General features: G+C 56.9%; 17 protein-coding genes and 1 tRNA gene. 10 read left to right on the top strand and 8 right to left on the bottom strand.

All coding sequences use genetic code 11. The features are described from left to right. The first annotated feature begins 2 nt into the window (after nucleotides 1-2). The 4 genes from KO498_RS17710 to KO498_RS17695 all read left to right on the top strand — a co-directional run bounded on the left by KO498_RS17710 (nucleotide 3) and on the right by KO498_RS17695 (nucleotide 3,466). A complete protein-coding gene (locus tag KO498_RS17710) occupies nucleotides 3-1,412 on the top strand; it encodes a cytochrome ubiquinol oxidase subunit I (RefSeq protein WP_215961238.1) in 1,410 nt (469 codons plus the stop codon). Between the two features lie 10 nt (nucleotides 1,413-1,422). Continuing rightward, entirely contained in the window at nucleotides 1,423-2,427 is a 1,005-nt protein-coding gene (gene cydB, locus KO498_RS17705) for a cytochrome d ubiquinol oxidase subunit II (protein ID WP_215961237.1), read from the top strand. Beyond that, nucleotides 2,427-2,531 (top strand): DUF2474 domain-containing protein, encoded by a 105-nt coding sequence (locus tag KO498_RS17700; RefSeq protein WP_215961236.1) that lies wholly within the window; start codon nucleotides 2,427-2,429, stop codon nucleotides 2,529-2,531. The genes cydB and KO498_RS17700 overlap by 1 nt, the downstream gene beginning before the upstream one ends. Nucleotides 2,532-3,055: 524 nt before the next feature. Continuing rightward, nucleotides 3,056-3,466, top strand: coding sequence for a GFA family protein (locus KO498_RS17695; protein WP_215961235.1), 411 nt, complete (start codon nucleotides 3,056-3,058; stop codon nucleotides 3,464-3,466). A gap of 260 nt (nucleotides 3,467-3,726) precedes the next feature. On the opposite strand, the gene KO498_RS17690 is transcribed toward KO498_RS17695, so the two are convergent. From KO498_RS17690 to infA, 6 genes are all read right to left on the bottom strand, one after another. Then, nucleotides 3,727-4,839, bottom strand: coding sequence for a zinc-binding dehydrogenase (locus KO498_RS17690; protein ID WP_215961234.1), 1,113 nt, complete (start codon nucleotides 4,837-4,839; stop codon nucleotides 3,727-3,729). Between the two features lie 521 nt (nucleotides 4,840-5,360). Further along, nucleotides 5,361-5,435 (bottom strand) — tRNA-Phe (locus KO498_RS17685). Between the two features lie 84 nt (nucleotides 5,436-5,519). After that, nucleotides 5,520-5,702, bottom strand: coding sequence for a DNA gyrase inhibitor YacG (locus KO498_RS17680; protein ID WP_215961233.1), 183 nt, complete (start codon nucleotides 5,700-5,702; stop codon nucleotides 5,520-5,522). Further along, a complete protein-coding gene (locus KO498_RS17675; RefSeq protein WP_215961232.1) occupies nucleotides 5,699-6,721 on the bottom strand; it encodes a ribonuclease E/G in 1,023 nt (340 codons plus the stop codon). Before KO498_RS17675 ends, KO498_RS17680 begins: the two co-directional genes overlap by 4 nt. Continuing rightward, entirely contained in the window at nucleotides 6,718-7,293 is a 576-nt protein-coding gene (locus KO498_RS17670) for a Maf family protein (protein WP_215961231.1), read from the bottom strand. The genes KO498_RS17675 and KO498_RS17670 overlap by 4 nt, the downstream gene beginning before the upstream one ends. Nucleotides 7,294-7,297: 4 nt before the next feature. Further along, entirely contained in the window at nucleotides 7,298-7,516 is a 219-nt protein-coding gene (gene infA, locus KO498_RS17665) for a translation initiation factor IF-1 (RefSeq protein ID WP_008186030.1), read from the bottom strand. A gap of 385 nt (nucleotides 7,517-7,901) precedes the next feature. Here infA and KO498_RS17660 point away from each other — a divergent pair, with 385 nt between their 5' ends. Together KO498_RS17660 and KO498_RS17655 are read left to right on the top strand one after the other, a co-directional pair. Then, entirely contained in the window at nucleotides 7,902-9,782 is a 1,881-nt protein-coding gene (locus KO498_RS17660) for an acyl-CoA synthetase (protein ID WP_215961230.1), read from the top strand. Between the two features lie 101 nt (nucleotides 9,783-9,883). After that, a complete protein-coding gene (locus KO498_RS17655) occupies nucleotides 9,884-11,554 on the top strand; it encodes a sulfatase-like hydrolase/transferase (protein WP_215961229.1) in 1,671 nt (556 codons plus the stop codon). 196 nt (nucleotides 11,555-11,750) lie between these two features. Here the strand turns inward: KO498_RS17655 and KO498_RS17650 are convergent, their stop codons facing one another. Then, nucleotides 11,751-13,421 (bottom strand): acyl-CoA dehydrogenase family protein, encoded by a 1,671-nt coding sequence (locus KO498_RS17650; RefSeq protein WP_215961228.1) that lies wholly within the window; start codon nucleotides 13,419-13,421, stop codon nucleotides 11,751-11,753. 169 nt (nucleotides 13,422-13,590) lie between these two features. Between KO498_RS17650 and KO498_RS17645 the strand changes: the two genes are divergently transcribed. Further along, nucleotides 13,591-14,358, top strand: a complete 768-nt coding sequence (locus KO498_RS17645) for a sulfite exporter TauE/SafE family protein (protein WP_215961227.1) — start codon at nucleotides 13,591-13,593, stop codon at nucleotides 14,356-14,358. A 389-nt stretch (nucleotides 14,359-14,747) separates the two neighbouring features. On the opposite strand, the gene KO498_RS17640 is transcribed toward KO498_RS17645, so the two are convergent. After that, a complete protein-coding gene (locus KO498_RS17640; RefSeq protein WP_215961226.1) occupies nucleotides 14,748-16,346 on the bottom strand; it encodes a phosphoenolpyruvate carboxykinase in 1,599 nt (532 codons plus the stop codon). Between the two features lie 356 nt (nucleotides 16,347-16,702). Between KO498_RS17640 and KO498_RS17635 the strand changes: the two genes are divergently transcribed. The 3 genes from KO498_RS17635 to KO498_RS17625 are packed head-to-tail and all read left to right on the top strand — an operon-like array spanning nucleotide 16,703 to nucleotide 19,569. Beyond that, entirely contained in the window at nucleotides 16,703-17,404 is a 702-nt protein-coding gene (locus KO498_RS17635; RefSeq protein WP_215961225.1) for a response regulator transcription factor, read from the top strand. Nucleotides 17,405-17,455: 51 nt separating this feature from the next. Continuing rightward, nucleotides 17,456-19,147, top strand: coding sequence for a sensor histidine kinase (locus KO498_RS17630; RefSeq protein ID WP_354667679.1), 1,692 nt, complete (start codon nucleotides 17,456-17,458; stop codon nucleotides 19,145-19,147). A 5-nt stretch (nucleotides 19,148-19,152) separates the two neighbouring features. After that, the gene (locus KO498_RS17625) at nucleotides 19,153-19,569 is read left to right on the top strand and encodes an HPr kinase/phosphorylase (protein WP_354667678.1); all 417 of its coding nucleotides are present in this window, start codon (nucleotides 19,153-19,155) and stop codon (nucleotides 19,567-19,569) included. Nucleotides 19,570-19,576: the final 7 nt, after the last annotated feature.

Genomic DNA, 19,576 nt, shown 5'->3' with positions numbered 1-19,576 from the left:
CCATGTTGGAAAGTTTTTCTGCAGAAACACTTGCCCGCGTACAGTTCGCGTTTACGGTGTCGTTTCACATCATCTTCCCGTGTTTTTCCATTGGCCTCGCCAGCTATCTGGCCGTGCTTAACGGACTTTGGATAAAGACGCGGGACGAGACGTATCTTACGCTATTTTCCTATTGGAAGAAGATTTTTGCGGTGGCCTTTGGCATGGGCGTCGTGTCCGGCATCGTGATGTCCTATCAATTCGGGACCAATTGGGCCGTTTTCTCTGACAAGGCCGGGCCCGTCGTGGGGCCGCTGATGGCCTATGAAGTGATGTCGGCCTTCTTCCTCGAAGCCGGCTTCCTAGGTGTCATGCTATTTGGGCGGGAGCGGGTCGGCGAACGCCTGCATATGTTTGCCACAGCCATGGTCGCCTTCGGGACATTGATATCAGCCACATGGATTTTGTCGGTAAACAGCTGGATGCAAACGCCCGCTGGCTATAGCATCAACGAGGTTGGTCAGTTCGTCCCCGAAGATTGGTGGGAGATCGTCTTCAACCCGTCGTTCCCATACCGGTTGGTGCATATGGTCATCGCGGCTTTCCTGACGACCGCGCTTGTAGTTGGCGCCGTCGGTGCTGTTCATCTGCTGCGCGACAAGGCGGATAAAGAAGCACGTCGCATGTTTTCCATGGCGATGTGGATGCTGGCCATTGTGACCCCTTTGCAAATCTACGCAGGTGATTTGCATGGCCTGAACACGCTAGAGCATCAACCCGCGAAGATCATGGCAATGGAAGGCCATTACGATAGTCATCCAGAAGGTGCGCCGTTGATCTTGTTTGGTATTCCGAACCCTGAAGAAAAGCGCATCGACTACGCAATCGAAATTCCTTATCTGAGCTCGCTGATCCTCAAACACCACTGGAACGCGCCTATGGACGGGCTCGACACGATCCCCGACCAAGATGAGCCGCCCGTCGCAATTGTGTTCTGGAGCTTCCGGATTATGGTCGGCCTTGGTTTTGCGATGTTGGGCCTTGGGGCGTGGTCACTTTTCGCCCGCTGGAGAGGTCATCTTTACACCGCCCCATGGTTGCACCGCACCGCAATCTTGATGGGCCCTACCGGTTTCATCGCCGTGTTGGCAGGCTGGATCACAACTGAGGTCGGGCGACAGCCCTTCACAGTTTACGGATTGCTGCGCACATCCGATAGCCTTGCGCCGGTTGCAGCACCGGCTGTTGCGGCTTCGCTCATCGCTTTCATCGTTGTCTACTTCTTCGTCTTTGGCGCGGGCACATTCTACATCCTACGGATGATGAACAAGAGACCGGCAACTCCGAACGTTGGCCTCAACGACGGCCCCATTCGAACTGCAGGCATCACGCCTGCTCCTCAAGTCGATCCCGACTTTATTCCTGGCAGATAAGGAGACCGCTATGATATTCGATCTTGCTTTTATCTGGGCCGGCCTCATTGCTTTTGCCGTGCTCGTCTATGTCATCCTCGATGGTTTCGACCTTGGCATTGGGATTTTGTATCCCTTCGCTAGGTCTGAAAAAGATCGGGACTTGATGATGAATTCTGTCGCCCCTGTCTGGGACGGAAATGAAACCTGGCTTGTCCTAGGAGGCGGCGGATTGTTCGCCGTTTTCCCGCTCGCCTATGCCATCATTATGCCCGCCCTCTATATGCCGATCACTATCATGCTCCTTGCGCTGGTCTTTCGTGGTGTGTCTTTTGAATATCGCTGGCGTACAGTCCGCTGGAAAGGCTTCTGGAACTACGCGTTCTTCGGCGGTTCCATTGTAGCGGCCTTTGCACAAGGCATCGCACTTGGCGCATTGGTCCAAGGAATTGAGATCTCTGGTCGCGCTTATGCGGGCGATTGGTTTGACTGGCTTACCCCATTTTCGATCCTCACAGGCTTTGCCGTTGTTGTCGGCTACGCGTTGCTTGGAGCAACGTGGCTCGTACTCAAAACTGAAGGAGAATTGAACGTTCAGATGCGTCGCTACGCGTGGTGGCTTGGGGCAGGCACGCTTGGCCTCATCGGCATTGTCAGCCTGATCACCCCATTCCTGGACCCGATCTATTTCGAGCGTTGGTTCAACCTGCCTGGTAGTTTGGTTTCAATGGTGGTTCCAGTTGTCATGCTCGGCCTTGTTTGGGTGTTCTTTACCAGCTTAAACGACGGCAAGGATTTGCAACCATTCCTGTCCGCACTGGGTTTCTTCGTCGTCAGCTTCATCGGCATCGGGATCAGCTTCTATCCGATGATGGTGCCACCCTCGCTGACCATTTGGCAAGTCGCCGCCCCTGATAGCAGCCTCGCTTTTGCGCTGGTTGGGGCTGTTGTCTTAGTACCGATCATCCTCGCATACACAGCCTACGCCTATTGGGTCTTCCGTGGCAAAATTGACCCGGCAGAAGGGTATCACTGATGAAATACCCTCTTTTGTCGAAATGGGCGTGGTTTTTGGCCTTATGGCTCGCCAGTGTCATCGTCCTTGGTGTGGTGGCCTACGCCATTAAGCTGGTCATTTAGACGCTGATTGGCGGCCATATGCGAAATCGACCACACCTTGGGCCTTGCCGGGCGACAGACGGCCATTGGGGGCAACTTCGCCAAGTGTCCGTCAAATACGAAAAAAATGCACGCAAGGAACGAACCATGTTGCTAATTCTTTGATCGCTTTGAATGACCGCTTTAACGATATCGACAGCCCATCGGGATTGTTTGCGCGGCATGGGTGAACGGATGCTGCATTAGCATTAGCCGCAACTGCACAAGCCCGCTTTGTCCGCGTAGCGAACATCCGACGAGCTTAAATGCTGCATGATCGACGAACGGCAGCTTTGGGGAAGCTGTAATGTAGCGCCTTGAGCCTCTGCGAACGGCAGGTCAGGGCCGTGAACGACGGAAGGCATAGTTTTCAATTCGCTGATGCTCTGCGGCGCCGAGACTCTCTCTCCTTGAGCCCGTTTTGACCGAGATCCAACACGCGGATACAAGGGAACAATGAAATGCGTTTGACCGGTGGCAGGGATTGCCGGTCGTGAGGAGTGTGAATGGACAACAATCCGATCACGGGACAATGCCTTTGTGGCGCTGTGAAATTCCGCATATCAGGAGAGTTTGAGAGCTTTTTCCTGTGCCACTGTTCCCGCTGCCGCAAGGACAGCGGTTCGGCCCATTCGGCAAACCTGTTTTCGTCTACGGCCAAACTCATCTGGGTTTCAGGCGAGGCAAAGATCAAGACGTTCCGTCTCCCCGGATCACGCCACATGAAGAACTTTTGCTCCGACTGCGGATCCGCGCTGCCTATCTCCCAGCCGGAGATCGGTTTGCTTGTGGTTCCGGCAGGGTCGCTTGACAGCCCGATCGACATTCGACCCGACGCGCATATCTGTTGTTCCAGTCGCGCAGACTGGGACGAAGCCCTGGCCTCCATCGAAAGGATCGACGGGCTTCCCGGCTGAACACTCGCGCCGATGATGCATCTCTGACAACAGCCAGACGATAAGGACGCGACCATCGGCGCCGTCCGGTTCTGCTGTCATTCGAGGGGCAGAGATGCTGCGAGATGCACGAATGGCCGCAATGGCGGACCGCATTGCAGCATCTTGAAGTGATGGTCAATGACTGGACTGGGCCGTTCGCCTACTGCTTAAACGCGACGACGTTTGAACCACCGTTGGAAAAAGAGACTGCACCTTCACTGCGAAGGGTGCTGAATCCCTCATTTCCAAGGCATGACGAGGTATTTCTCACCAGTCTTCATCGCGCGATAATCCATGACGGCTTCTTTGGTCAGCATCTCTTCGAGATCAACGCGCTTTTTGTAGCTGCTGGAAAAGGTCGTCGTTAGATTTTCGAGCACGCGCTTGCGCATCCGTCCCACGGTTTCCCCGCCGACCGATTGCAGGAAAGGAAACAGCAACCAGCCAGACAGCGTCCAGCCAAAGCCAAAGCTTGGCGACAGGATCGTAGCACCCGTGTCGAGACGCCCATAGATGAACATGCGCTTTTGCTGGTTAGACCCATAGCGCGAATATTCGTCCATCTTGGTGACCGCCACCTGTTCCATCGCCTTGAACACGCTGTCGACCGTCTTGCCACCACCAATCGGATCAAAGCCATAGAACGCGTCTGTTTCGTCGATTGCGGCTTTAAGCTGCGTCATGAAATCATCATCGGAAGTGTTCACCACATGGGTTGAGCCCAACTTTTTCAACAACTCCACCTGATCGTTTTTGCGCACAAGATTAACCAGTCCAAGCCCGTCCTCCTGACAGATGCGGGTCAGCATCTGGCCAAGATTCGATGCGCCAACTGTGTGCAGGAGCGCGCTCTGTCCGTCCGCCTTAGCATTTTCTGCAAATCCCAGGGCGGTCATCGGATTGACGAAAGCGCTCGCGCCGTCTTCGGCCGTGTGATCGCCAAGCGGCAGGCACATACCGGCGTCGGCGATAGAATACTGGCTGTAGGCGTTGCCAGGCACACAAGCGACGCGCTGCCCCATCAGCGCCTTGGCCTTGTCGCCATCACCGACAGCAACAACGGTGCCCGCACCTTCATTACCGGCCGGAAGTTTCAACCCGTGACGCGCCTTTGACCCCGAATTGAACGGCTCGGGCATGGTGGCGACATACTTGCCCGGCGAATATTCCGCGTTTTCCAGATCAGCAGCACCGACAAGAATGGCCAGATCCGAAGGGTTGATCGGGGCGGCCTCCATCTTGACAAGCACCTGATTGCCGGTGGGGGCGGGGAAGGTTACGTCCTCGATGGCAACGGTCAGCGTCCCATTGCTTTCGAGCGTCGTGAAGAGTTGCTTGCCAGTGGTGCTCATGTTGAATTTTCCTATCTCGGATTCAGGATGCAAAGATCGGTTCGGATCGCAGACCTGGCCAAATGGACTGATAGGCGCCTCGAACTACGGCTCGCTATCGAACGCAACAAGCGTCGACGCAGCAACCAACAACATTGAACACACCACCTACCGCTGTTGCAACCAAGATGATGGGATGGCTGCCGCTTAGTTCGAAGATTGAAAATGCGTCAATAAATTGCTGCGCTCACTCGCCAATGTCCACTTTGGGGATGCTACGGCGCGGCGTGGCGACCCTTTGCGAACGGCTGGTTGGGGCCGAAAGAGCCTAAGTCTCCGTTCCCATATTGACGCTACGCGTCAATATGTGCCTTCGATATATGTGTGTGAAGACTCACTAGTGGGGGCCAGATGCAACTCTTACAACACACCTAGAAGCAAGGTGCAGCATTGACCGACACAAGATGGGTGTACATCTAGGTGGATAAATTTTGGCCGGCCGAAATATTTTCTTTTAAAATCAGGGTTGTGTGAGTTTTAAATGGTGCCCGGGGGCGGAATCGAACCACCGACACGAGGATTTTCAATCCACTGCTCTACCCCTGAGCTACCCGGGCACGGAAAGAACGAAAGCTTCGCTCTGGGTAGCGCGGTTCTAGGCGAGGGGACGAGCGGTGTCCAGAGGGATTTGTGCGAAATTGTCAGTGCGGCAAAGGTTTGTTGTTTTGCAGTTCGTCGATTACCTGTTCGAGGTCATCCGGATCGTCTGACGGGATGGCGTAGCTGCCGCCGAGCCACTTGGATAAGTCAATGTCAGCGCAGCGTTTGGAGCAGAACGGGCGGAAGCCCTCGGCCGTGTCTTTGTTGCATATCGGGCAGCTCAAGTGAGCACCTCACTCAGCGGGAGGCGGGCGCGCTTTCGTTGGAGCTCGTAGCAGCCAAGGGGCGTCCAGCCAGCCAACACGGTGTCGATACCGTCGGCCTTGAGTTGAGCGCGCAAGCTCGCTTCAAAGCCACGGCGATCTTTCTTGGGCATCGGTGCGAGATCAAGCACGATTTGCCCGCCGAGGCCGCGCAGACGCAGTTGCCGCGGCAGTTCTTTGGCGCAGGCGAAGTTGGCTTTCAGGCCCGCCGCGAGAGAGCCGTCGTTGCCTGTGTTGACATCAACCGCGACAAGCGCGCGGGTGGGCTCGATGTAGAGTTTAGCACCGCCAGAGAGGCGGACTTCGGCGGTTTGCAGGGCTTCAAGCGCCTCAAGCACGCCGTGGGTTTCAAAGCTGCCCGCTTCGGTAACAACATCTGCGGGCTCTGCCCAGTCGCGCCATGCTTGCACATGCGGACCATCGCCTTCTGTGAGGGTCTCGGCGGTGTTACCGGCTTCGTTCACCACGCTGTGGGCGAGAGCGGCCATAGCGCGGATATCCTCGGCGATGTCTTCAGAAGCGGCCTCGACACAGGAGGAGCGCAGGATCAGGCCCATGTCATTGCCTTGCATTTCGTCCTTGGCGATCAGCATGAGCTCATCGCGCGTGTCGTCTTCGCGGATTTGGCGGGAGATGTTGAGGCCGGGGGCGTCGGGCGTGACAATCGCATAGCGGGATTTGAACAAGAGCTTGGCCGTGACGGGCAGGGCCTTGCCTTCTTCGGCATATCCAGTCAGCTGCACGTTGAGCATATCGCCCGGCGCTATGCCTTTGATTTGACGCAAGAAAGCGTTGCCGTCGGGCGTTTCAAGGAAGATGCCGCCTTGGCCTTTCATCGGCTTTAGCGCTTTGGCGCGATAGATCGTTCCGGGGCGGGGGGCGTCGGCGTCGATGAGGAAGTCATGCAACTTTCCATCGACCATGAGAGCAGCTGCTTCGCGCCCGTTCAGGTGATCGAGGATAATTTGACGGCCTTTCATGGGCGCCTCCATAGGGGGTAGCCAGCGGCTTGCAGCAGCTGTGATGTTTCGGCGAGGGGCAGGCCGACGACGGCGCTGAACGAGCCTTGTATCCAAGGGATGAACGCGCTTGCGGGGCCCTGAATGGCGTAGCCTCCGGCTTTGCCTTGCCAGTCGTTCGTGGCGATGTATCCAGCCACCTCGGCCTCGGAAAGCCGCTTCATTTTGACGGTTGTCACAACGTCGCGCTGCCAGGTTTGCGTGCCTTTGCGCAGGGCAATTGCGGTGATCACACGGTGACGTCGACCAGACATTGAACGTAGAAACTTTGCGGCCTCATCGGCATCTTCGGGCTTGCCCAAAATGCGCCGCCCGAGTGCGACAGTGGTGTCGGCACAAAGCACGATATCTGCGCTATCCGCTTGAACTGCCTGCACTTTTTCAAGAGAAATGCGCGCGCAATAGGGGCGCGGAAGCTCGGCCTTGAGCGGCGTTTCGTCAATGTCGGGCGGGCGGATATCATCGGCCACAACGCCAATTTGCGCCAGCAATTCCTTGCGGCGCGGGCTGCCTGAGCCGAGGATCAGTTTCATGTGCTTACTTGAAGCGGTAGTTGATCCGACCTTTTGTCAGATCGTAGGGCGTCATTTCGACTTGCACCTTGTCGCCAGCCAGAACGCGGATGCGGTTTTTGCGCATCTTGCCTGCCGTGTGAGCGATGATCGTATGGCCGTTTTCCAGCTCGACCAGGAATGTCGCGTTCGGCAGGAGTTCCTTTACGACACCGGGGAATTCGAGCAGTTCTTCCTTGGCCATGGTCTCTCCTAGAGTTATGCCTGCTTAGGTGCAGACGCGGCTTAAATGAGCCTTTTGCACTGGTTTTACAAGGGCTAACTGTGGCTTGTTCGCGGGGTGTGACTTGAAAAGCGGTTTGAGTTGCCGGATCGAATGATTAATGGGGCAAAAGCGCTGTGACTTGCGTGCATACTGCAGTGCATACCACAGTGCATAATGCGTGCTGACAGTTTGCGCCGCGCTGAAAGGTTAACGCTGCGGGCGGCAGAACACCGCAAAACCAGTATATTTTCCACAAATAGAAGCAGTTGACGTTACGCACCTACCCTTGCGTGAAGCTGTGTTTCTCGGCAGTATGCCCGTCAAGAGGGGCCTGCAAAATCGCAGACAAAAGGGGAGGACGACTATGACATTCGGCTCGCTTCAGGACAGCCTGGACATGACCAACGAAATGCCGTGGGAAGCACGTAATGTGCCGACAACGATTTATGAAATGCTGCACAAAACGGCGAAGAAATTTCCGGAGCGCCCGGCGATCAGCTATCAGTTGCTTTCCGGCCCGACAGACAAAGCCGAGACGCTGAACTGGCGCGAGGTGCATGAGCAGGTTTGCCAGTTTGCCAACCTGATGCGCGAACTCCGTGTTGGCGAAAAAGATGTTGTTGCGTTGGTCTTGCCGAACGCGACAGAAACCGCGATTGCGCTGATGGGCGGTATGGTTGCCGGAATCGTCAACCCTATCAACCCGCTGTTGGAGCCTGAGCAGATCGCCTCGATCTTGCGCGAGACCAACGCCAAAGTTGTGATCACACTCAAGCCCTTCCCCAAAACCGACTTGGCCCAAAAGACAGCCGAGGCCGTGCGTCATGCGCCGAACGTGAGCACTGTGCTTGAAATTGATCTTAATCGCTATCTGAGCCCGCCCAAAAGCTGGATCGTGCCGCTGGTGCGCCCCAAGAACCCTACGGGCCACCATGCCGATGTGAAGAGCTACGCCAAAGAGCTGAAGCGGCAAAACAAGACGCTTGATTTTGAAGACCGCAAGGTTGATCGCGTCGCGGCCTACTTTCACACGGGCGGCACAACGGGCATGCCCAAGGTCGCCCAGCACAAGAACTCGGGCATCATTTATCAAGGTTGGATCGGCGACACGCTGCTTTACACCGAGGAAGACAGCGTCATGTGTCCGCTGCCGCTGTTTCACGTTTTTGCCTGCCACGTGATCTTGATGGCGACGGTGATGTCGGGGGCGCATGTTGTTTTCCCGACACCGCAGGGCTACCGCGGCGACGGTGTGTTTGACAACTTCTGGAAGCTTTGTGAGCGCTGGAAGACCACGTTTATCATCACGGTTCCGACGGCTGTTTCGGCAATGATGCAGCGCCCCGTTGATGCTGATGTATCGACAGTAAAGAACGCATTCTCCGGCTCGGCGCCGATGCCGCTTGAGCTGTTCACGCGCTTCACCAAGGCCACCAACATCAACATTCTTGAAGGCTACGGGCTGACGGAAGCGACTGTTCTGGTCAGCTGTAACCCGCTTGACGGCGAGAAGCGGGTTGGTTCGGTCGGGGTTCAGTTTCCCTATACTGAAGTGAAGATTTACAACAACACGGCTGACGGCCCCGTTGAGTGTAAGGCTGACGAGATCGGCGAGATATGTGTATCCGGCCCCGGTGTTTGGGCGGGCAACACCTATACGGAAGCCGCGAAGAACCGGGAGCTTTATCACAACGAGAAATTCCTGCGCACAGGTGACTTGGGCCGCATTGATGCCGATGGCTACATCTGGATCACGGGGCGGGCGAAAGACCTGATCATTCGCGGCGGTCACAACATTGACCCTGCCGAGATCGAAGATGCGATGCTGGCGCATAAGGATGTCGCCTTTGCGGGTGCCATCGGACAGCCTGATGCACATGCGGGCGAGGTGCCTTGTGTCTCGGTCGAGTTGGTTGACGGGGCGAGTGTGTCGGCAGACGAGTTGCTGGAGCATGCACAGCGCCACATTCACGAGCGCGCGGCGTTTCCGAAGTATGTTGAAGTCCTCGACGAGTTGCCAAAGACGGCCGTTGGCAAGATCTTCAAGCCTGATCTGCGCAAGGCTGCGATCACACGGATTTACAATGCAGCGCTTGAAAAGGCCGGCGTTGCGGCACGGGTGAATGTTGTGATTGACGACAAAAAGCGCGGGCTTGTCGCGCAACTTGATGCCAACGGCGCTTCTGAGGAAGATGTTGGCAAAGTGCTGGGTGCATTTACGCGTCCTTGGGAGTGGGTTGGCTAAGCCAAACCTGCTTTGAATTTCAGAGGGCCGTGGGCGAAAGCTTGCGGCCCTTTTTATTTGCTTTAAGGTTTACTGAACACGTTAACAAAAAGAGGCGCGTCATGTCTGACAAGAAAAACATCCTTTTTATTATGTTTGATCAGCTGCGCTGGGACTATCTGAGCTGTTACGGGCACAAGCACCTTGAGACACCCAACATCGACTGGCTGGCCTCACAGGGGGTGCGGTTCAACCGCGCATACATTCAGTCGCCGATTTGCGGCAGCTCGCGGATGAGCACCTATACGGGGCGCTATGTGCACAGCCACGGTGCGAGCAACAATAAGGTGCCGCTCAAGGTTGGCGAACAGACGATGGGCGACCATCTGCGCCGCGAGGGTGTTGACTGTTGGCTGGTTGGCAAGACGCATATGGAGGCTGATGCCGAGGGCATGGCGCGCTTGGGGCTTGAGCCGGATAGCGTCATTGGTGTGCGCGTGGCCGAGTGCGGTTTTGACGTGTTCGAGCGCGACGACGGGATGAAGCCCGAGGGGCCAGAGGGCAGCTATGACCCACGCGGCGCGCAGGCTTACAACGAGTGGCTGCGCGAGAAGGGCTATGAGAGCGACAACCCCTGGCACGACTTTGCCAACTCGGGGTTGGATGCAGAGGGCAATGTGATCTCTGGCTGGTTTTTGAAGAACTCGGCTTACGCGGCGAACATTGACGAGCCTGACAGCGAGACGCCTTACCTGACCACGCGGGCGATGGATTTTATGCAAAGCACGGATGCGCCTTGGTGCTGTCACCTCAGCTATATCAAGCCGCATTGGCCCTATATCGTGCCGGAACCCTACGCGAGCATGTATGGGCCCGAGCATGTGATGCCGGTTGTGCGCTCTGACAGTGAACGTCAGAATGCGCACCCTGTTTTCAAGGCGTTTCAGGATACGCCTGTCGGCCAGAGCTTTAGCCGTGAGGACGTGCGCGAGGCGGTTATTCCGGCTTACATGGGGCTGATCAAGCAGGTTGACGACCAGATGGGCCGCTTGTTCGACTGGCTTAAAGCGGAGGGGCGCTGGGACAACACTGTGATCGTGCTGACTTCTGATCACGGGGATTTTCTGGGCGATCATTGGTTGGGCGAAAAGACGTTCTTCTTTGAGCCAAGCGTGCGGGTGCCGTTGATTATCTATGATCCGTCGCCTGACGCTGACGCCACACGCGGGACGGTGAGCGATGCGCTTGTCGAGAGTATCGACCTGGCGCCGACCTTTGTCGAGATGTCAGGCGGTGATGTGGCTGGGCATATTCTTGAGGGCGAGAGCCTTGTGCCGATTTTGCATGGGGCGCGTGTCGAGAGCGAGCGGGATTTTGTGATTTGCGAATACGACTATTCCGGCGCGCCTTTGGCCAACCGGCTCGGGAACAGCGTTGAACAGGCGCAGATGTATATGGTTGCGGACAAGCGCTGGAAGCTCATTCACTTTGAAAGCGGCGACCGACCGATGCTGTTTGACCTGGTTGCCGATCCGGATGAGCTGAATGATCTCGGCGAGAGTGCCGAGCATGCCGGGGCAATCTCCGAGATGTATGAGAAGCTACACCGCTGGGCGCGGCGGGTGTCGCAGCGGGTGACGGTGAGCCATGATCAGATACTGGCGCGGCGGCTGCAAAAGAGCACCAAGGGGATTGTGATTGGAGTGCCGGAAGAGGGCGATATGGACGCTGAGCTGACGGTGAAATACCGTGGGGTGAAGGCCAAGCCTTGGCAGGATTTGAAGAAACGCTGAGCAAGCGTATTGCGAAAGCAATCGCGTAGGCTGATAGAGCGCACTTGTTGCGCGGACTCAGCGGGATTTCAAAGTGGGGGCCAGCCCCCACACGCAGGTTTAAGTGGGGGCCAGCCCCCACACGCGGGTTTAAGTGGGGGCCAGCCCCCACACCCCCGGGATACTTACCCCAAGAAAAAGAGAGATAAGCGGGCGGTCAGTTTGCTTTGCTGAGCAGGCGACGGGCGATGACTTGGGCCTGGATTTCGGCAGCGCCTTCGAAGATGTTGAGGATACGCGCGTCGGCGAGGATGCGCGATATTTGATACTCCATCGCGAAGCCGTTGCCGCCGTGGATTTGCAGGGCGTTGTCGGCTGAGGCCCATGCCACACGTGCGCCGAGGAGTTTGGCCATGCCTGCCTCCAAGTCGCAGCGGCGGTCGTTGTCTTTTTCCCATGCCGAGAAATAGGTGAGCTGGCGGGCGACCATGATCTCGACCGCCATCATTGCCAGTTTGTTGGCGACACGGGGGAAGTTGATCAGGGCTTTGCCGAATTGCTTACGGTCTTCGGCGTATTGCAGGCCCACGTCGAGGGCGGATTGGGCAACACCGATGGCGCGGGCGGCGGTTTGGATGCGGGCGGCCTCGAATGTTTGCATGAGTTGTTTGAAGCCTTGGCCCTCTTCGGAGCCGAGCAGGTTTTCGCCTTTCACTTTGAAGCCGTCAAAGGCGAGCTCGTATTCTTTCATGCCGCGGTAGCCGATCACTTCGATCTCGGTGCCGGTCATGCCTTCGGTGGGGAAAGGAGCTTCGTCTGTTCCTGGCGTCTTTTCAGCCAGCAGCATCGAGAGGCCTTTATGGTCCGTTGTGTCGCTATTGGTGCGCGCAAGCAGTGTCATCACATGGGTGCGGGCGGCATGGGTGATCCATGTCTTGTTGCCGGTGACCTCATAGTCGCCATCGGCGTTTTTGATGGCACGGGTGCGCAGCGAGCCGAGGTCGGAGCCGGTGTTTGGCTCGGTGAATACGGCCGTGGGGAGCGTCTCGCCCGAGGAGATTTTGGGCAGCCACTGTTCTTTTTGGGCATCGGTGCCACCGGCGAGGATAAGCTCGGCGGCGATCTCGGAGCGAGTGCCCAGCGAGCCGACGCCGATGTAGCCACGCGAGAGTTCCTCGGAGACGACAACCATGCTGGCCTTGGAAAGGCCGAGGCCACCGTATTCCTCGGGGATGGTGAGGCCAAACACGCCCATTTCGGCCAGTTCATTGATGATCTCGATCGGGATCAGCTCATCTTTGAGGTGCCATTCATGGGCAAAAGGCGCAACCTTATCAACGGCGTAGCGGCGGAACTGCTCGCGGATCATTTCGAGCTCGTCGTCGAGGCCGGTTTTACCAAAGGTGATCTCGGCTTTGCCGTCTTGCATGAGCGCAACGAGGGCCATGCGGGCTTCTTGGGTGTTGCCGCTGTTCATCAGGGTTTGCACCTCGTCACAGTGAAAACCTTGCAGTGCGTCCCAGCCGAGGCCCATGTCACGCAGCTTGACAACTTCGGATTGGTTCATCGGGATGCCGCCTGCAATGTGATGCAGGTATTCACCGAAAGCGATCTGGTGAATGTGCTGCTCGAGCGGGCCGAACTGGCCGTTCTCTGTGAGGCGCTCGGCCCAGTTTTGCATCTGGCGCAGGCTTTCGACGTAGGTGGCGAGCCAAGCGAGGCCGTGGGCGGCTGTTTGGTGCTCCTCCAAGAGCTGCGCTGAAACGCGGCCTTCGTTTGAGACAGTCTCACGCACGGCCTCGCGGGCTTTTTCGAGCAGGGCCTCAACTGGGCCGATGGCGGCTCTTGTCAGCGTAAGAAGATCGGGGAGAAGAGCGCTTTGAGCCATGGGTTTGTCCGTTCCGTGTATTGATGAATCAGCCACTGGGGCTTTGACTGGGGCGTTGGGAATGATTTATCTACTTTGCAGGTGCAGCGCAACAAAGATACGCCGCAACGCAGAAAAAAGACCGAAAATTACCAGTGCAAGCAGGCGCGCGCGCGCGTATGACGAATGCATGGATGCATTTATGTCAGGGCTGACGCCCACTGTATTTTTGTTGGCTTTGGGCGTTGGGTTTGTGGCCGGTGTTGTCAAAGGCATGGTCGGATTCGCTATGCCCATGGTGATGATCTCGGGGCTTTCGAGCCTGATCTCCCCCGAGCTTGCCTTGGCGGGGCTGCTGTTGTCGACGGTGGCGGCCAATGCGCAACAAGCCTTGCGACAGGGGCTGGACGAGGCTTGGGCCTCGGTGAAATCGTTCAAGGTGTTTCTGATTGTGGGCGGGGTGATGCTTTTGCTCGCCGCGCAGATGGTGAGTGTGATTCCGGCGCATGTGCTTTTACTCGTGATCGGGCTGGCAGTTAGCCTGTTTACCGCGCTGCAGCTCATTGGGTTTTCACCCGAATTGCGCGAGCGCTCACCCAAGGTTGAGGGGGTGGTGGCAGCCGTGGCCGGAATGATCGGCGGTGTCTCCGGCATATGGGGCCCGCCGACGGTGATGTATTTGAGCGCGCTCGATGTTGAGAAACGGGATTCGCTTCGTATTCAAGGCGTTATATACGGTTTGGGCGCGGTGCTTTTGGTGGTCTCGCATATTGGCTCGGGCGTGCTCAACGCGCGCACCTGGCCGTTTTCGGCGATCATGCTGGTGCCAGCGCTTATTGGTATGCAGCTTGGCTTTCGGTTCCATGACCGGATTGACCAGAAGAGCTTCAAGCGTTTGACGCAAATTGTGCTGTTTGTGGCTGGGCTAAACCTGATCCGGCGAGGGCTGATGGGGTAGGGTGTGTTGTGGAGCTACGGAGACGGCGGGTTTGAGCCCAGAGTTGCTACTTATCTTAAGCACCCAGCCGGTTAACAGCCGCGAAGCGGCCCGGCCAGCGTCAGCCCCTCCCATGGGCTGGCGATTTTTCTGAGGCAGGCGCGTCGTTCGTTCTGAGGAAGCATTTGGCGGGTATAAAGCGCTCCGAAACTGCGGTTGGATCGCCACCCCAGGGGCTGACGCTGGCCTCCGACGCGAACAGCAGCTTCGCCCCGCAGAGCGGACTTTCACAATTTGGTTTGCAAATGCCTGTCGAAGGCGGCTTTCTGGAACATCGTGGTTTCAAGGAGATCAACAAAAAACGGCGCCTCGTTTGAGACGCCGTTTAACTGTTCAATATCTAAAAAACGTTAGCTGATGGCAGCGGCCTTCACGTCTTCGTCGATGAAGGGCAGGTATTGCTCGAAGTTTTCCGAGAACATTGTCACCAGCTTTTGCGCCTGTGCGTCATAGGCTGTTGCGTCGGCCCATGTGCTGCGCGGGTCGAGCAAAGCCGCGTCAACGCCCTCAACCGTGACTGGCACGTCAAAGCCGAAGTTTTCGTCTTTGCGGAAGGTGGCGTCATTCAAAGACCCTTCGAGCGCTGCTGTGAGCAAGCCGCGTGTGGCTTTGATCGGCATGCGCTGGCCTGTGCCGAATGCGCCGCCTGTCCAGCCGGTGTTCACCAGCCAGCATGTGGCGCCGTGCTTGGCGATTTTTTCGCGCAAGAGGTTGCCGTAAACTTCTGGGCGGCGTGGCATGAACGGCGCGCCAAAGCAGGTTGAGAATGTTGGCTCTGGCTCAACAACGCCGCGCTCTGTGCCCGGTGTTTTTGAGGTGAAACCAGACAGGAAGTGATACATTGCTTGCGCCGGTGTGAGGCGCGCGATGGGGGGCAGAACGCCGTAAGCATCGCATGTGAGCAGGATGATGTTTTTCGGGTGACCGCCTGTCGCGGTTTCCGATGCGTTGCTGATGTAGTGCAGCGGGTAAGCGCAACGCATGTTTTGCGTCAGCGAGCTGTCTTCAAAGTCAAGCTCTTTGGTTTCTTCGTCAAAGACCATGTTCTCGATCACGGTGCCGAACTTGTGCGTGGTCGCGTAGATCTCTGGCTCGGCAGTGGCCGAGAGGCTGATGGTTTTGGCGTAGCAGCCGCCTTCAAAGTTGAAGGTGCCGTTGTCTGACCAGCCGTGCTCGTCATCGCCGATCAGCGTGCGGTCAGGGTCAGCCGAAAGCGTGGTTTTGCCGGTGCCGGAGAGGCCAAAGAAGATCGCGGCGTCAACAGGGTTGCCCTTGGCGTGGTTGGCCGAGCAATGCATCGGCATGATGCCTTTTTCTGGCAGCAGGTAATTGAGCAACGAGAACACAGCCTTCTTGTTTTCGCCAGCATACTCTGTGCTGCCAATCAGGATCAGCTTCTTGTCGAAGTTCATCGCGATAACTGTTTCGCTGCGGCAGTCGTGCTTGGCAGGGTCGGCTTTGAAGCTTGGGCAGTTGATGACGGTAAAGTCGGCGAGGAAGCCCTCAAGCTCGGTGCGCTCCGGGCGGCGCAGGAGGTGGCGGATGAACAGGCTGTGCCATGCGAGCTCGGTGATCATGCGCACATTGATCGCGTTGGCAGGGTCTGCACCGCCGACCAGGTCTTGAACGAAATAGTCGCGGCCCTTCATGTGCTCAAGCATGTCTTTGTAAAGTGCGTCAAAGCCTTCAGGGCTCATCTCGGCGTTGTTCTCCCACCAGATGGTGTCGGCAACCGAGGCCGTCTTTACGACGTGTTTGTCTTTGGGCGAGCGACCGGTGAACTTGCCTGTGGTGACCAGAAAGGCACCGCCGTTGCCAAGCGTGCCTTCGTCGCGTTTGAGAGCGGCCTCGATCAGCGCGGGCTCCATCAGGTTATATGAAACCGTGCCAAGCCCGGTGATACCTTGATCTTCCAGCTTGAATTTGGGGTTTACCCGTCCTGTAGACATGTGTCGTGCTCCTCAGCAGTGCCTGTCCGTCGGTCATTTTGGTTCGCGACGGTTTCTTTGAAGGCGTCATAGCATGTCGGTTTTGTGACGCAACAGACGTGAATGACGCAGTTAGCGCAATCAAGCCCAGAATATCGCAACCTGAGGGCGTATTGGGCCGGTATCTGGCCGGTGATTTTGGAACGAAACCAGAAAAGTGAGGTAATTTAGTCATTTCGCAGGGTTTTGAGTGACAAAATCGACTCAGTGGAGCGACTGATTCGCTTTGAGCTTGATTGGGTTGGAAAAAAAGGCAATGGTGAAAGAAAAAGCGGGCAATAAAGCCGGCAGTAGAGAGCAGTATAAGGAACAGTTAGATGTCCAAGATCGCCCTTGTGGACGATGACAGAAATATTCTGACATCAGTAGCAATGTGTCTTGAAGCCGAGGGCTTCGAGGTTGAAACCTATCATGACGGCCAGCAAGCGCTGGACGCTTTTAACAAGAAACTTCCTGATATGGCTGTGCTTGACATCAAGATGCCTCGGATGGACGGGATGGACCTGTTGCAAAGGCTGCGTCAGAAAACGTCGATGCCGGTGATCTTTCTCACCTCGAAAGACGACGAGATTGATGAAGTTCTCGGGCTGCGCATGGGCGCCGACGATTATGTAAAGAAGCCGTTTTCGCAGCGGTTGCTGGTTGAACGCATCCGCGCTCTTTTGCGCCGTCAGGATGCGATTTCAGGTGATGTCATTCCTGAAACCGAAGAGACAAAAGTGATCGACCGCGGTGATCTGCGTATGGATCCGCTGCGCCACGCTGTTGCCTGGAAGGGCCAGGACGTGTCGCTGACAGTCACCGAGTTTTTGCTGTTGCAAGCGCTCGCACAGCGCCCCGGTTTTGTGAAAAGCCGTGATCAGCTGATGGATGTCGCCTATGACGACCAGGTCTATGTTGATGACCGCACCATCGATAGTCACATCAAGCGCCTCCGCAAAAAGATGCGCAGTGTTGATGAAACTTTCTCGGCGATTGAGACACTCTACGGTATCGGTTACAGGTATAACGAAGAGTAAACAGGGTAAGCCCTTGTCGGGCCCTTTCTGGCAAAAGCAGTGAGGAATGTGGTGCAGAAATTAGCACCTGAGAGAGACGGCGATGTGCTGCTGGGCGATGATTTTATCGCCCCGCACAACACCGTTGATGATGCGATCCGCGCCCGCCGTGAGCGGCGCGGCTTTTTTGCGTTGCGGCGCTCGCCTCTGGCGCGGAAAATCATCACTTTCAACCTGATCGCCATGTGCCTGTTGCTGGCGGGCATTCTCTTTCTCAACACATCGCGTGACGGTTTGGCCGTGCAACGCGCCAAACAATTGGTTGGCGAAGTCGAGTTGATCGCCAATGTGCTTGAAGTGCAGATGCCACAAGGTGCGCCGGTGAATCTGGCAACGGCTGACGGCGTTGACGTGGCTGCGTCCCTTGATGGGTTGCATCTGCGCGAAGGGCTTGAAGTTTTCGCCTTTGATGGCGCCGAGACGCTCATTGCACAGACCAAAGGGCGCGGGCTTCCGGTTGATATCGAGAGCAAAAGTGATGTGCGCCAACGCACCATTCTAACCAATGGCTTGAGCTGGGTTTGGGAAAGTGTGTCGGGGCTGTTTGGCGGCGCGACTGATAGCGCCCCGCTCGTCAGCGTCGAAAATCAGGCCCGCGGACTTGTTGCCGATACGATGGGTGGTAAACCGCAAATTGGCGGTGTCGACAACATGAGCGGCTTTGCTGTGTCGGCACCAGTCCGGCAGGGCGAAGACGTCGTTGGTGTCGTTGTTTTGGCAACCACGTCTGGCGAGATCGATTATCTGGTTAGGCTTGAGCGCGAACGGCTGTTGCAGATGTTTTTGGTCGGGGTTCTGATTTCGATCGGTTTGAGCGCGGTTCTGGCCTCGACCATCGCCAATCCGCTGAGCGATTTGGCGGCTTCCGCCGAGCTTGGCCGTGACAAAGACAGTCGCAATGTTGCCCCCGGGCGCATTCGCATTCCCGACCTGACGGCGCGTCCTGACGAGATCGGCCGCCTGTCTGGCGCGTTGCGGGGTATGGTTTCGGCGCTCTATGACCGGATTGACGCCAACGAACAGTTTGCCGCCGATGTGGCGCATGAGATCAAAAACCCGCTGGCGAGCCTGCGCTCTGCTGTGGGCACATTGCGGGTTGCCAAACGCGACGACCAACGTGAAAAACTGCTTGATGTGATCGATCACGACGTGCGCCGGCTCGACCGGCTTGTCAGCGATATTTCGAACGCCTCGCGGCTTGACAGCGAGCTTGTCAAGGAAGAGCAGGAGCCGTTTGATCTGCTCAATATGATCGGCAACCTTTGTCAGTTCCTTGGGGAAGATGCGAAGTCTAAGGGTATTGATTTCATTAGTGACTTGCCCGATCAGCCGGTAATGATCGACGGGCTTGAAGCACGATTGGCGCAGGTTTTTGTCAACCTGATCAGCAATGCGGTGTCTTTCTGTGAAGACGGTGACGCAATCAGGGTTTGGGCGCGGCAACGCGAAAACCGCGTGCTGGTTGTGGTTGAAGACACGGGGCCGGGCATCCCTGACGAGGCGCTGACAAAGATTTTCAAACGCTTCTATTCGGAGCGCCCCGAGCAGCAGTTTGGCAACAATTCCGGCCTTGGTCTGGCGATTTCCAAGCAGATCGTCGAGGCACATGACGGGGTGATCTGGGCCGAGAATATCCGCCCGACAGACATCGATGCCACCTCCGAGCCGCTGGGCGCGCGCTTTGTTGTGGGCCTTCCGGTCTAGCGCTGGTGAGCGCGCCGCTTCATGCAACAACAGTTTCGATCGCGGGGCGCGGTGTGCTTATCCGCGGGGCTTCGGGCAGCGGTAAGTCGGCCTTGGCGCTTGAGCTTTTGGCGCTTGGCGCAAAGCTGGTTGCTGACGACGGGGTTGAGCTGCGGTCGCGTGACGGGCAGCTTTGGGCGCATTGTCCGGAGGCCCTAGAAGGGCAGATCGAGGCGCGGTTTGTCGGTATTCTCAGCGCCGAGCCTGCCGCGCCGACACCCGTTGTTCTGGTGATAGAGATGGACCACATTGAAGCCGAGCGTTTGCCGCCGCGCCGGACCTGCTCGTTGCGGGGTGTCGAACTACCCTGTCTTCACAAGATCGAGGGCAGCTATTTCGCTGCGGCAATAATGCTCTATGTTAAGGGAGAGCGGGTAGGCTGAACTGCCT

It is taken from the genome of Lentibacter algarum (genome assembly GCF_018860975.1).
GTDB lineage: Bacteria > Pseudomonadota > Alphaproteobacteria > Rhodobacterales > Rhodobacteraceae > Lentibacter > Lentibacter algarum_A.
The sequence above is the reverse complement of the archived record's forward strand: the minus strand, read 5'-3'. Positions and strand labels throughout refer to the sequence as shown.

Excerpts from the sequence above, each read along its gene's own strand:
- infA (WP_008186030.1), bottom strand. The coding sequence starts at position 7,516 with ATGGCCAAGGAAGAACTGCTCGAATTCCCCGGTGTCGTAAAGGAACTC.
- KO498_RS17675 (WP_215961232.1), bottom strand. The coding sequence starts at position 6,721 with ATGAAAGGCCGTCAAATTATCCTCGATCACCTGAACGGGCGCGAAGCA.
- KO498_RS17650 (WP_215961228.1), bottom strand. The coding sequence starts at position 13,421 with ATGGCTCAAAGCGCTCTTCTCCCCGATCTTCTTACGCTGACAAGAGCC.
- KO498_RS17710 (WP_215961238.1), top strand. The coding sequence starts at position 3 with ATGTTGGAAAGTTTTTCTGCAGAAACACTTGCCCGCGTACAGTTCGCG.
- KO498_RS17640 (WP_215961226.1), bottom strand. The coding sequence starts at position 16,346 with ATGTCTACAGGACGGGTAAACCCCAAATTCAAGCTGGAAGATCAAGGT.
- KO498_RS17690 (WP_215961234.1), bottom strand. The coding sequence starts at position 4,839 with ATGAGCACCACTGGCAAGCAACTCTTCACGACGCTCGAAAGCAATGGG.
- cydB (WP_215961237.1), top strand. The coding sequence starts at position 1,423 with ATGATATTCGATCTTGCTTTTATCTGGGCCGGCCTCATTGCTTTTGCC.
- KO498_RS17700 (WP_215961236.1), top strand. The coding sequence starts at position 2,427 with ATGAAATACCCTCTTTTGTCGAAATGGGCGTGGTTTTTGGCCTTATGG.
- KO498_RS17695 (WP_215961235.1), top strand. The coding sequence starts at position 3,056 with ATGGACAACAATCCGATCACGGGACAATGCCTTTGTGGCGCTGTGAAA.
- KO498_RS17655 (WP_215961229.1), top strand. The coding sequence starts at position 9,884 with ATGTCTGACAAGAAAAACATCCTTTTTATTATGTTTGATCAGCTGCGC.
- KO498_RS17670 (WP_215961231.1), bottom strand. The coding sequence starts at position 7,293 with ATGAAACTGATCCTCGGCTCAGGCAGCCCGCGCCGCAAGGAATTGCTG.
- KO498_RS17635 (WP_215961225.1), top strand. The coding sequence starts at position 16,703 with ATGTCCAAGATCGCCCTTGTGGACGATGACAGAAATATTCTGACATCA.
- KO498_RS17660 (WP_215961230.1), top strand. The coding sequence starts at position 7,902 with ATGACATTCGGCTCGCTTCAGGACAGCCTGGACATGACCAACGAAATG.
- KO498_RS17645 (WP_215961227.1), top strand. The coding sequence starts at position 13,591 with ATGGATGCATTTATGTCAGGGCTGACGCCCACTGTATTTTTGTTGGCT.